The sequence below is a fragment of the Planococcus sp. FY231025 genome, assembly GCF_052078085.1.
In the GTDB taxonomy this organism is placed as follows: domain Bacteria; phylum Bacillota; class Bacilli; order Bacillales_A; family Planococcaceae; genus Planococcus.
Window position 1 is genome coordinate 242,907 of sequence record NZ_JBQJJG010000001.1, and the last position, 13,537, is coordinate 256,443.

A 13,537-nucleotide genomic window follows, 5' to 3' on the forward strand; every position below is an offset into this window, starting at 1 on the left:
CAAAAGACCTTATATCCCTGGAAAGGAATGACCCCATTGTCTCTTAGAAAGCGCATATCCTTATTATTCGGGGTCGATTCGCTGATTGTCTTCTTCTCTATCTTCATCGGCTATTTCATTCTCCATCCGTGGACCAATCCGTTCGAGAGCAAGTTTCTCCTGGTGTGTGCCACTGTCATCTTCATTGCACACCATGCATTCTCACTTTATTACGGCTTGTACCGGAGAGTCTGGGAATACGCCTCCATCGGCGAATTGACCTCCATCTTTAAAGCAGTATCGTTCTCCGTCTTCACACTCGGTATCGTGCAGTTTTTAGTATTCGGCGACGTTCTATTCCGTGCACTCGCAATCACCTGGATGTTGCACCTGTTGCTAATCGGCGGATCGCGCCTATCATGGCGTTTATTCCGCGACACGATCACCGGCAAAAAGGCGCCGGAACAGAAACGCACGATGATTATCGGAGCGGGGCAGGCCGGCACGCTTGTCGCGCGCCAGCTCCTGCATAATGCGGACCGTGGGCTGCTTCCAGTCTCGTTTATCGACGACGACCGCCACAAGCGCGGCCTCGAGATTCACGGCATTCGCGTGCACGGCAGCACTGATAACATTGCGGAACTTGTCAAAGAGCACCGCATCGAAAACATCATCATAGCTATTCCGTCGCTCACCAAAGTGCGGACGGCGGAACTCATACAGGCATGTATGGACCTCGGCGTCCGCACACAAACCATCCCGCTCATCGAAGACATCATGACCGGCAAGTTGTCCGTCAGCGACATCCAAGACGTCAAGATCGAAGACCTCCTTGGCCGCGACGAAGTGCAACTCGATATGAATAAAATCAAAGACCAGCTGACCGGCAAGACAGTCCTCGTCACTGGCGCCGGCGGCTCGATTGGTTCGGAAATCTCGCGGCAGATCATGCGCTTCGGTCCGAAAAAGCTCTTGCTCCTTGGACATGGCGAAAACTCGATCTACACAATCGATATGGAACTGCGCAAGACGGTCGCAGAAGGCACCGAACTCATCCCAATCATTGCAGACGTCCAGGACTACGACCGCATCATCAACGTTATGAATGAACATCGGCCGGACGTTGTCTACCACGCAGCGGCGCACAAACATGTACCGCTCATGGAAATCAATCCAACTGAAGCCGTTAAGAACAACATCCACGGCACGAAGAACGTCGCAAATGCCGCGCATATTACAGGCGTGAAGAACTTCGTCTTGGTATCGACAGATAAAGCAGTCAACCCGCCGAACGTCATGGGCGCATCCAAACGCTTCGCCGAGATGATTGTTCAGAACTTGGCGAAACGGAGCGATACGAAGTTTGTTGCGGTCCGTTTCGGAAATGTACTTGGATCACGTGGTTCTGTTATCCCACTATTTAAAGGTCAGATTGCAGTAGGTGGACCTATTACGGTGACCGATCCAGAAATGACACGTTACTTTATGACAATTCCGGAAGCATCCCGTTTAGTAATACAAGCAGGATCCCTTGCAAGAGGCGGGGAAGTGTTCGTCCTTGATATGGGCGAGCCTGTAAAGATTGTGGATCTTGCGAAAAACTTGATCCGGCTTTCCGGTTTCTCAGAAGATGATATTGAAATCAAATACTCCGGCATTCGTCCTGGAGAGAAGTTATACGAAGAACTACTGAATGAAGATGAAATCCAAGCGGAACAGGTTTTTCCTAAGATATATATTGGAAAAGCCAATCCGATTAGTGAGTTAGAATTGTTTTATACGTTAGAGAAGCTGCCGGAGATGCCGAACGAAGAAATTAAAAAGGTTTTGGTAGCTCTTGCAAATCGGAAGAATGTTGGCGAGAAAATGCTGGTAAGTACCATGTGATTGATCCAACATTCTTTTCCATTTCATTTTGTACATCCGTAAACTAAGCAACTTTAATGATCGTTCAGAACCTGGCGAAGCGCAGCGATACAAAATTTGTTGCCGTGCGTTTCGGGAATGTACTAGGTTCACGAGGTTCGGTAATTCCATTGTTTAAGAAACAAATCGCAGTGGGTGGACCGATTACAGTGACAGATCCAGAAATGACACGTTATTTTATGACAATCCCTGAAGCATCGCGCTTGGTCATTCAGGCAGGATCGCTTGCAAGAGGCGGAGAAGTGTTCGTCCTCGATATGGGTGAACCGGTGAAGATTGTCGATCTTGCGAAGAACTTGATTCGGTTATCTGGGTATACGGAAGATGAGATTGTAATAAAGTATTCAAGCATACGTCCTGGTGAGAAATTGTTTGAAGAGCTGTTAAATGAAGATGAAATCCAAAATAAGCAAGTGTTTCCGAAGATTTATATTGGGAAAGCGAACCCGGCTAGTGAGTTGGAATTGATGTATGTGTTGGAGAAGCTGCCTGAAATGACCAATGAAGAAATTAAGCAGACACTAGTAGGGTTGGCTAATCGAATAATGTAGAAGCTTCTACTTTTTTAGTTAGCAATATATAATTCTTTATAAAATTTTGTTAGAAAGGTGATGCTTATGTTATCAATGGTTAAAAGGGTGATTACTTTTTCAATAGACCTAACCACTCTAATAGTTTTAGGAGGGGTTCTAGCTTTTCTTAAAACAAATATATTCTTTTCTAAAATTCAACCTTTTAAGAAAGATAACCAAGAATTCGGTACTTGAAATTTTCATACTGGGTGTTCACTTGCTCAAATGGATTTGACTAACATAATTTGAAAAACTAAATCAATTTATATTATTTCATTTTATTCATCTATGAGAGATTAACGGTAGCAGTAAAATTGCTGAAAATTTATATTTTAGCTGTAGATGCAATTGTTCCTGAAACTGAACTTATTAAAACATCGGAAGTAAAACAAGTGACAGATTATTTTTTATCAATGATAATATAAAGTTCTCTTAAAAAACTGTAATAATATTATTTGTAGGTAGTAGTGTCTTAAGTATATTTACGCAAAGAAGGAATTGATTTGAAACTTATTAAAAAATTGTTCTCCTTTTCTATAGGCAGCTTATTAGCTGCAATGATAGGAATTATTAGTATTCCAATTTTAACAAGGATTATTGAACCCGCTGAATACGGTGTAGCAACCATTTTTCTAACAATAGGATCTTTATTAGGAATAATTACGGTTTTTGGTCTTGATCAAGCATTTGTACGTTTTTTTTATACTTCTAGAAAAAAAAACCTACTAAAAAAAACCTTTTTTATATCTATTATGATACTAGGGTTTTTAAATCTTCTTTTAAACTTGTTTGAAGGAGAAATATCGAATTATGTATCACCTCAGGGAAACTATGCTTTTCTGTTTTCGCTTTATGTATTTAGTTATGTTTTATTCCGTTTCTCTAATTTAATTCTTAGAATGTTGCAGTTTGGTTATCGGTATTCATTAATATTAGCATTACAAAAGTTTTTAGAATTTGTGTTTATAATTAATTTCGCTTTTTTTGTTTCACCTTCACATTATTCAATTTTATTTGGTAGTATCACTACTATGTTAGTGTTATCAATAATTTCCTTAGGGCTGTCTAAATCATTTTGGTTAATTGATGATAAAGAACTTGAAAAAAAACAATCGGTTGATTTAGTAAGGTATTCTTTGCCTTTAATGTTGTCTACACTAATGGCCTTGCTATTTCAATCCTTTGATAAATTCTTTTTGAATTATTGGGGCTCAAGCGAGGAGTTAGGTATTTACTCTGCAGGATTTAAATTAATTGCAGTTCTAAATATATTGCAGACTTCATTTGCAACTTTTTGGGCACCAGTAAGTTTGGAACAATATAAAAATGAACCAAATAATCGAAAATTTTTTAGTGATATATCTAAAATTATGACTATAGTAATGATTACGGTAGCGATTCTAGTAATTCTTCTTAAGGATATACTAGTACTGTTCTTAGGAGCTGAATACAAAAATGCATCTTCAGTTATACCGGCTTTAGTACTTATGCCAATTATGTATACAATGTCAGAGACTACAGTACAAGGTATTAATTTTTCATTAAAAACCCATATACATATTTTGGTGACAGGTATTGCATTATTTATAAATGTAATTTTAAGTATTATTTTAATTCCTAAATTTGGAATGGAAGGAGCAGCGTTATCCGTTGGACTTGCCTATACTTCGTTTTATTTTAGTCGGACATATTTCGGATTAAAATATTTCAATTTCGACATTAAATTCAAGCAAACATTCACAATAATAAGTTTATTGATAATGTGGATAATTTTTGATCTTTGGATAAATAGTGATTATCTACAATGGTTAGGCGCTGCTTTTCTGTTATTTTTATTACAAAAATTATTTAAAGAAGAAATAGTTACTGCGATAAACTTTGTGAACAAAAATATAAAAAGTATTAAAGAAATATGATACCCCATTGTGTTCAATTAATTGCAATTGAAAAAGTTAAAAAAATTTTAGGAGTTAAGAAATTGGAAATACTATTGATTTCAAATCTATATCCTTCCCAAGAAAATTTAGCTGAGGACAAGAATACTAAAGCTTTGTATAACATCTTTAGAAAAATGGACGAGCTTCAAAAAATTAAAATAGAAGTAACAAGACCTTTAATGATGCCTATAGAATATAAAAAATATTTGCAAATGAATAAATCAAAAAAGCAATCAATTTGTATCAATAATACTAGAGTTCATTTACTACCTTTTTGGAAGATACCAAAAACGAATTACTACTTTCATAAAAATTTAGCGCATAAAATTCTAGAAAGAACATCTCTTACCAACATTAATGTAGTAATTGCACATAGATTACACTGTGCTAAAGTAGGGTTAGAAATTTCAAAAAAGAATAAGATACCATTAATAATCGGCCTACACCAATCGGATATTAGAATTTTAAGGAATAATAAAAAATCCTTATATTATACAGACGTATTAAAAGCAGGAATAAAGATTGGATGTAGATCTTACAGTATATATTATGAAATGTGTAAATTATTCCCGGAATACAAAGATAAGTTTTTTTTACTTTTATCTGGTATAGATAAAAAGAGAATACTACCACTCCAAGTTTTTAAAAGTAAACAACTTTCGTGGAAAAACCATAAAAGGAAAATTAAGTTTATTACAGTTGCTTCATTAATTACTTTAAAAAATATTGATATTAATTTAAAAGCTCTATCTAAAATTGAAAAAACAATAGATTGGGAGTATAAAATCTTAGGAGAAGGAAAAGAATTAGAAGCACTTAAAATGTTATCTAGTGAATTAGGAATTACCGATAAAGTGTTTTTTTTAGGGCATCAAAACACAGAAAAAGTTTATAAAGAATTAGAAGGATCAGATATTTTTATAATGGTTAGTGAACCAGAAAGTTTTGGTTTAGTTTACTTAGAAGCCATGGCTAAAGGGTGTATTACAATAGGAGCTTTTAACAATGGAATTGATGGAATAGTAAAAAATAGAGTCAATGGATTCCTATGTATACCAAGAGACGTTGAAAGTTTAAATAGAATTTTAAATGAAATCTTTAGTATGAATTCTTTGGAGATGGAAAATTTAATATCTTTCATGCATAAAACTATATCAAATTATACAGAAGAAGAAACAGTAGACAAATATCACAGATTACTCTCTGATTCAATTCATAATTAGAAAATAAGGTGGCTATAATGGAGATAATCGGAACTTCAAGAATAAATAAGATAGTCGAAGAAATAGTGGATAGTGAGGTGAATTCAGGAAATGAACATAGTGAAAAAATATATATAAACTTTGGTTTAAATCTAATTTCAAAAAAAGGTTTAAAAGTCTTTTTAAAATCTGTGTTTTTTAGGAAAAAGCTTATAGTACATTGGATTGGCAGTGACATTTATTATATAAGTGCGGGCGGGAAAAAAATTACTTTCAAAAGAAAATTACTTCAAGTAGTAAATAAATTTTTTCATATTACTAATTGGGCGGCAGCTCCTCATGTAAAAGATGAGTTAGAAGCAATAGGAATAAAGTCGGAAGTTGTTTATCTACCAACAAGGTTAATAAAGGAAGTAGAGATAAAGCCTTTACCAAAAGAGTTTTCTTTAGTGACATACTTACCGAATGAAAGACACGAGTTTTATGGCTCAAAGATTATTTTCGAATTTGCTAAAAGAAACCCTCATATGAAATTACAGATTGTCGCTAATAATGGCGAGAATATGCCTTTACTTAATAATGTTATTTACCATGGGTGGGTTAGTGAAGAAGAAATGAATCAAATTTATGAAGATTCTAATGGCGTAATAAGAATCCCAATTCATGATGCAATGGCTGGAACAGTGTTAGAGGGCGTGTTAAGAGGGCGGTATGCTATTTGGACTTATCAATCACCCTATACAATTCAAGCAAATAATTTAATTGAATTGGAAGCTGCAGTTGAAAAAATCTTGAATTTAAAAAGTCCAAATTTTAGTGGAGCTGAATTTATTCAAGAAAATTATTCATATAAAAAACTGAGAGAAGAGTTTCTATTTCATTTGAGTAATATTAAAAAATGAAATTTTAATAATTTACAAAGAGGAGAATTAGGATGTTAAAAGAAAAAAACAATTTCTATAAAGACGTAAAAGTATCTGTTATTGGATTAGGGTATGTGGGTCTTCCTTTAGCAGTGGAATTAGCAAAAAAATATGATGTAGTTGGTTTTGATACAAATCAAAGTAAATTGGATCAATATTTAAGTGGAAGAGATGTTACTGATGAGGTGGGAGATGAAGCACTAAAAAATTCAACAGTAATATTTACTTCTCAAGAGGATATGCTTAAAAATTGTAATTTTCATATTATAGCGGTACCAACTCCCATTAATAGCGATAAAACACCGAATTTAGACCCTGTAATTGGAGCAAGCAAGATTGTAGGTAGAAATTTGCAAAAGAATTCAATTGTAGTTTATGAATCAACTGTTTACCCTGGAACTACTGAAGAGATATGTTTACCTATTTTAGAAGAAGAGTCTAACTTAGTTTTTGGTAAGGACTTTACAATTGGTTACTCCCCTGAGCGTATAAATCCAGGTGATAAAGTTCATAGATTAACTAATATAGTAAAAATAGTTTCTGGATCAGACGAAGTTACTTTAGAAAAAGTAGCAAGTTTATATGAATCAATCATAGAAGCTGGTGTCCACAGAGCTCCAAGTATCAAAGTAGCAGAAGCAGCTAAGGTTATTGAAAATTCTCAACGCGATATAAATATCGCGTTTATGAACGAACTTTCCATGGTTTTCAATAAAATGGATATAGAAACTGGAGCAGTCTTAGAAGCTGCAAATACAAAATGGAATTTCCTGAATTTCACACCTGGTCTTGTTGGCGGGCATTGTATCGGAGTGGATCCATATTATTTTGTTTATAAGGCAGAGCAGTTAGGTTATCACTCACAAATCATCTTAGCGGGTAGAAAAATTAATGATAATATGGGAAAATATGTAGCTGAAAATTTGATAAAAAAATTAATCAAATCAGGTAACCCAATTAAAGGAGCAAAAGTAGCGATATTAGGAATAGCCTTTAAAGAAAATTGTGGAGACGTTAGAAATTCTAAAATTATTGATATTATTAACGAATTAAAAGAATACAACGTAGAAGTTGTGGTACATGATCCATTGGTTTCTGCAAGCGAAGTAAATAGAGAATATAACCTAAATATTGTTTCTAAAGAAGAACTGCGTCAAGTTGATGCAGTAGTTCTGGCAGTACCTCATAAGGAGTTTATTGAGAATTATAGTATCAATGATTTTAACGGATTTTATAATGGAAAGGAAAAAATAATTATTGACGTTAAAGGCGTTCTTAATAAATCAGAGTATCAAAAAGAAAATTATGTTCATTGGAGTTTATAAAGAAACTATATGGAGATGAATAATTTTGAAACTACTACATATATGTTCATACTATATAGGAAATAAATTATATAGTAATTTATTTAACGAAATTTATAAAGAAGGAGTTTCACAAGAAATCTATATACCCATTAAAAATGAAATGATGATTGGGAAAAATAAGCTAAACCTAGATGGAAATATTAGTTTTCATTATGAGAAGATATTAACTCCTTGCGATCGCATACTCTACATGAAGAAGATAAAAAAACAATGTTTGAATATTGAAAAGAAATTAAATATCGAAAAAGATATAGACTTTATACATGCACACACTGTTTATAGTGATGGGGGAACTGCATATTTACTTAATCAAAAATATGGGAAAAAATATATTGTCAATGTAAGAAATACTGATATTAATATTTTTTGGAAATATGGCTTGCATCTTAGAAAGTTTATGATTGAAGTGTTGTTAAAAGCAGAAGGTATTATATTTTTATCTCCTGCTTATATGGATAAAACGATGGAATTACTTCCTAAACATATAGTTAATAAAATTGAGTATAAGTGTAAAGTAATACCAAATGGAATTGACCAATTTTGGTTAGACACAAAAGAACCAGAATTTACATTGAAAAATTTTAATCCTATAAAACTTATATATATTGGTGCACTTAATAAGAATAAGAATATAGAAGCAATTTTAAAGGTTTGTTCTTTATTAAAACAAAGAAAGATAAATGTCTCGTTGAACATTGTAGGATCTGGGGATTATGAATTTAAATTGAAAGAAATGGTAAAAAGCTTAGAGATTCAAAAACAAGTTAAATTTCATGGATTTAATGAAAATAAAACATATTTAAAAGAGTTAATGGATAAGAGTGATATCTTCATTATGCCTTCTATAAAAGAAACTTTTGGATTAGTATATATTGAAGCGATGAGTAGGGGATTGCCAGTAATTTATTCAGAATCTCAAGCTATTGACGGTTATTTCCCAGATGGAAGTATTGGTTATGCAGTTGAACCATTCAATATAAAGATGATTGCAAACAGAATAATAAAAGTACAAGAAAACTATACTCAACTTTCGAAGAATTGTCTTTTTTATAGTAAAAAATTTAATTGGAAGAATGTAAAGAATGAATACATAAATATGTATAATAGCAATTCTTTCAAACTGTCTTCCTCGAAGGGAAGTTTTCTTTCTTGAATATTTGGATCTTAAAACATGGGGAACAACTTCCTTTAAATGAAAAAAGTAGAGTTTATAGGATGGGTATGATTGCATTTGCTTGTATAAATAGAGAGGATTCAGTCACCTGGTGGACCTCTAATTTCAATCATGCTTTGAAAAATTTTGAAGAAATTAGTAGTATTTCTAACAAAGATATAAATTTTATATTTCTTAATGGAAATACTTATTCTAAGAATTTAAGTATTAAAAGAGTCATAAATCATCATAAAATCGGAAAACAGTTAGAAGAAAGAATGAAATTATCGGAAAATCAGCCAGATATAATAATTTCTTCAATGCCAACTATAGATTTCGCTTATAAAGCGGTGAAATTTGGTATAGAAAATAATATTCCAGTAATAATAGATGTAAGAGATCTATGGCCGGATGTTTTTAAAGATTTAATTCCTATATCCTTTTTCCGTAAAGAAATTTTTTTTAGAAGTTTTAATGTCAAACTTAAATGGATATTCCAAAATGCTACAGCAATAACTGCTATAACAGAAAAATATTTAGAATGGTCCCTAGAAAAGGGTGAATTAATTTATAACACTGAGAAACATAAAGTTTTTCCAATCGGTTATCCTAAAGTTATAAATACAGATGCAAAGAATCCTTTAGAAGAAAAATATTTTAATCTAGTTTTTGTAGGTACAATAGGTATACATTTTGATTTGGAAACAATTATGGAAGTAGCTAAAAAAACGGGAGATAAAAAAATTAGGTATTACTTCATTGGAGATGGGGACAAAAGACAAGATTTAGAAAAACGGTATCCATTGTCAAACGTTTATTTTACGGGATGGTTAGACGGTAAAACATTAGCAAGCTATTTGAAATACGCAAATATTGGAATTGCACCTTATAAAAATACTAAAAATTTCTTAATGAATATTCCAAATAAATTTTACGAGTATATGGCCAATGGTTTGCCAGTCCTCTCTTGTCTGCCTGGCCCTTCTTCTGACTTAATAGAAAAGCACAACATTGGTTTAGTTTATAAAGAAAAAGATGTGATGGGCCTTTATAATTGCGTAATAAAATTATACGAAAGTAAAGACATATACAATCAAATTTCTATGAATGCAAAAAGAACTTTTGATGAAAACTTTTCTTCAAACGTAATATATTCTGATTATCATGATTTAATAAAAAATATTGTAAATGAAAAAAAATTAGCATACAAAGGTGTTCTAAATGAATCAAACGAATAACTGGAGTTTCTCATGAAAAGAGCTTTTGATATTGTTATAAGTTTTATCTTGTTAGTTTCTCTTTCGCCAATTATTATTTTAACTGAATTTCTTATATTAATTTATATAGGTAGACCGGTGCTTTTTAAACAACAGAGGCCTGGCATAAATGGAATTCCTTTTTATCTTTACAAATTCCGATCAATGAATGATGAGCGGGACGAAAACGGTAATTTACTTTCCGATGATGTTCGTTTGACTTCGTTAGGCAAGGTTATTAGGAAGTTAAGCCTGGATGAATTGCCCCAGTTATGGAATGTCTTTAAAGGAGACATGAGTTTTGTAGGTCCACGTCCTCTATTAATGGAATATATTAGTCTATATAATGAGACTCAAATGCGTCGTCATGAAGTACCTCCTGGCATTACCGGATGGGCTCAAGTTAACGGGAGAAACACCATCACATGGGAGAAGAAGTTTGAGTATGATGTCTGGTATGTGGATAATCAATCTTTTCTGTTGGATATGAAGATTTTAATCATGACTGTCATGAAGGTGTTTAAGTCAGAAGGCATTTCTCAAGATGGTCAGGCAACAATGACGAAGTTTAAAGGAAATTCAACATCCAGGAGGCCCTAAAGTGAATATTATATTAATAGGAGATAGCGGGCATGCAAGAGTGATTGCAGACAATGTTACTTCAAATGGAGATAACGTTATAGCACGTCTAGATGACAAATATGCCGAATTGTTTCAAGAAGATGGATGCTGGCTTGGGCCAGTTTCTGAAGTTAAAGGGTTGATTGAAAAAGAAAAGGCCAAAGTCGTCATTGCCATTGGATCCAATGCAATTCGAAAGAAGATTGTGGACCGTCTCGCTTTAGATGACGATCAATATGCAACAATCATCCATAAAGAATCCATCGTCAGTCCAAGTGCTAAGATCGGCCATGGAACAGTTGTAATGCCAGGAGTTATTGTGAATGCCGCTGCTACTATCGGCAATCACACCATCTTGAATACACGTCTTGTCATTGAGCATGACTGTATCGTTGGTGATTATGCCCACGTTTCTCCTGGTGCTATGATAACCGGTGGAGTTAAGATCGGTGAAGGGGTTCATATTGGCGCGGGTGCCACTGTCATTCCGACGAAAGTGATTGGCCAGTGGAGCGTAGTTGGTGCAGGATCCGTTGTAATTGATAACGTGGATGAGCATTCGACTGCAGTAGGTGTCCCTGCACGTACGATTAAAACGGAACAGAACGCGGCGAAAACCATAAACCGATAAATTGGGAGCGAGTGCGATAATGACAGAACGAATTTTCTTATCTTCTCCGCATATGAGCGGGAAAGAACAGTCTTATATAGAATATGCATTTGAAACAAATTGGATTGCACCGCTTGGGCCGAATGTTGATGGTTTTGAGCAGGAGATTGCTGACTATGTAAAAATGACTGATGCAGCAGCCACCAGTTCAGGAACCGCAGCACTTCACTTGGCATTGGAACTATTAGATGTCCAAAAAGGTGATATGGTATTTTGTTCTACATTAACTTTTATCGCAAGTGCGAATCCGATTCTATATATGGGAGCAATGCCAGTCTTTATCGATTCAGAAGAAAAGACTTGGAACATGTCGCCCGTTGCTTTGGAAAGAGCATTGAAGGATGCTAAGCAAAGGGGCAAATTGCCAAAAGCTGTTATAATTGTGAACTTATACGGGCAAAGCGCCTTGATGGATGAATTGGTTGATTTATGTGATGAATACGGAGTTCCAATCGTAGAAGATGCAGCAGAATCATTGGGTACTTTTTACAAAGGCCAACCAAGTGGATCATTTGGTAAGTTTGGAGTCTTCTCGTTTAATGGCAACAAAATCATTACCACTTCAGGTGGTGGAATGCTTGTATCGAATGATATAGAAGCATTGAAACAGGCAAGATTCCTCGCTACTCAAGCGAGAGACGCTGCTGTTCATTACCAGCACAGCACCATGGGATATAACTATCGTTTAAGTAACATCCTTGCAGGGGTGGGCCGTGCCCAACTTGAGGTGTTGGATGAACGGGTTAATGCAAGAAGAGCAGTCTTTAACCGTTACGTAGAAGCTTTTGGCAGTGTAGAAGGAATCGACTTTATGCCGGAACTTGAAAACACATACGGCAACCGTTGGCTTACGACTTTGACGTTGAATCCAGAAAAAATCACCACAACTCCATATGAGTTGATTGAAGCGCTGGGCAAAGAAAATATCGAAGCCCGTCCTGTTTGGAAACCTCTGCACTTACAGCCATTATTTGAAGGCAGCGCTTTCTATGCGCATAGTGAAGATAATGTAGTAAGTGAGCGCTTGTTTGAACAAGGTATTTGCTTGCCGAGTGGATCCAATATGACGGTTGAACAACAGCAACGAGTAATTGATAAAGTGATTGCAGTTTTAGGCATAGAGAAATATGCATATCATTCTGCTGAGTAAAATGTAAAATAGGAAGGCGTCTTTCATTTAGTCATTCATCGGCTGATTGAAAGACGCTTTTTTTCTTTATATTATTTAATATTCAGATACTTTAACTTCTTTTTAACCTGCTGCGATTAGGATGGAATTATCATATAAAAATTCTATTTATATCAATCCACTCTATAGCAGAAAAGAGGGCATACTATTGGAAAACTTATTTATCGATCAAGATTATTCTTATATAGATGAAACTAGAATCGATGGGAATGTTAAAGCCTTTGAATTTAATCATTCTAAGGGTAGAATTAAACATCAATTTTTCAAAAAAGAAATTCCCGTAAAAATTGATGGGAAGACATATTATGATTTAACTACACCATTTCACTATGGCGGCCCGAAAATCTCGGATTGTAATGAAGAAGATAAATGGGAACTAGTAGATGAGTTTCAGCGTGCTTTTCAAGTTTATTGTGAAGAGAATAATATCATAAGTGAGTTGGTATATTTTAATTCGGTATTCTCGAATATGGTTGATTTTGTTTGTTGCTATGAAGTAGAGTGCATCGAAGAAACTACTGATAGTACTAATATATGTACTGGAAAAAAGATTTGGAATTCACAACTTTACGAGAATGCTTGTATTGCGATGAAAGTAGGTTTAGATGGAGATTTTTTTCCGGCTTATCGTAGAAAAAAATTTTTTTAGCAGTAAATGGAAGAAAGTAAAAAGAACTTAAAATTTATTGAGATTTAATAATCTGTATAAAATCAGAATAATTAGACTAATTATTGATGCTAG

The 13,537-nt window shown here is 34.3% G+C and carries 11 protein-coding genes and 1 pseudogene; all 12 read left to right on the plus strand.

Annotation, left to right across the window (positions count from 1 at the left end; genetic code table 11):
* The first annotated feature begins 36 nt into the window (after positions 1-36).
* The 12 genes and pseudogenes from ACTL32_RS01050 to ACTL32_RS01105 all read left to right on the plus strand — a co-directional run bounded on the left by ACTL32_RS01050 (position 37) and on the right by ACTL32_RS01105 (position 13,444).
* Entirely contained in the window at positions 37-1,866 is a 1,830-nt protein-coding gene (locus tag ACTL32_RS01050) for a polysaccharide biosynthesis protein (protein ID WP_441339734.1), read from the plus strand.
* Positions 1,867-1,922: 56 nt separating this feature from the next.
* A pseudogene (locus ACTL32_RS01055) lies at positions 1,923-2,488 on the plus strand (polysaccharide biosynthesis protein); the annotation flags it as partial.
* A 492-nt stretch (positions 2,489-2,980) separates the two neighbouring features.
* Positions 2,981-4,393, plus strand: coding sequence for a lipopolysaccharide biosynthesis protein (locus ACTL32_RS01060; protein ID WP_441339735.1), 1,413 nt, complete (start codon positions 2,981-2,983; stop codon positions 4,391-4,393).
* Positions 4,394-4,455: 62 nt separating this feature from the next.
* Positions 4,456-5,637, plus strand: coding sequence for a glycosyltransferase (locus tag ACTL32_RS01065; RefSeq protein ID WP_441339736.1), 1,182 nt, complete (start codon positions 4,456-4,458; stop codon positions 5,635-5,637).
* A 17-nt stretch (positions 5,638-5,654) separates the two neighbouring features.
* Positions 5,655-6,518, plus strand: coding sequence for a hypothetical protein (locus ACTL32_RS01070; RefSeq protein ID WP_441339737.1), 864 nt, complete (start codon positions 5,655-5,657; stop codon positions 6,516-6,518).
* A gap of 32 nt (positions 6,519-6,550) precedes the next feature.
* Complete coding sequence (locus tag ACTL32_RS01075) at positions 6,551-7,864, plus strand: nucleotide sugar dehydrogenase (protein WP_441339739.1); 1,314 nt, start codon at positions 6,551-6,553, stop codon at positions 7,862-7,864.
* A 25-nt stretch (positions 7,865-7,889) separates the two neighbouring features.
* Positions 7,890-9,059: a glycosyltransferase family 4 protein gene (locus tag ACTL32_RS01080; protein WP_441339740.1), complete on the plus strand. Its 1,170-nt coding sequence runs from the start codon at positions 7,890-7,892 to the stop codon at positions 9,057-9,059.
* Positions 9,056-10,297: a glycosyltransferase family 4 protein gene (locus ACTL32_RS01085; protein WP_441339741.1), complete on the plus strand. Its 1,242-nt coding sequence runs from the start codon at positions 9,056-9,058 to the stop codon at positions 10,295-10,297. Before ACTL32_RS01080 ends, ACTL32_RS01085 begins: the two co-directional genes overlap by 4 nt.
* 12 nt (positions 10,298-10,309) lie before the next feature.
* The gene (locus tag ACTL32_RS01090) at positions 10,310-10,915 is read left to right on the plus strand and encodes a sugar transferase (RefSeq protein WP_441339742.1); all 606 of its coding nucleotides are present in this window, start codon (positions 10,310-10,312) and stop codon (positions 10,913-10,915) included.
* Position 10,916: 1 nt separating this feature from the next.
* Entirely contained in the window at positions 10,917-11,567 is a 651-nt protein-coding gene (locus tag ACTL32_RS01095) for an acetyltransferase (protein WP_441339743.1), read from the plus strand.
* 19 nt (positions 11,568-11,586) lie between these two features.
* Positions 11,587-12,756 (plus strand): aminotransferase class I/II-fold pyridoxal phosphate-dependent enzyme, encoded by a 1,170-nt coding sequence (locus ACTL32_RS01100; protein ID WP_441339744.1) that lies wholly within the window; start codon positions 11,587-11,589, stop codon positions 12,754-12,756.
* A gap of 187 nt (positions 12,757-12,943) precedes the next feature.
* Entirely contained in the window at positions 12,944-13,444 is a 501-nt protein-coding gene (locus ACTL32_RS01105) for a hypothetical protein (RefSeq protein ID WP_441339745.1), read from the plus strand.
* Positions 13,445-13,537: the final 93 nt, after the last annotated feature.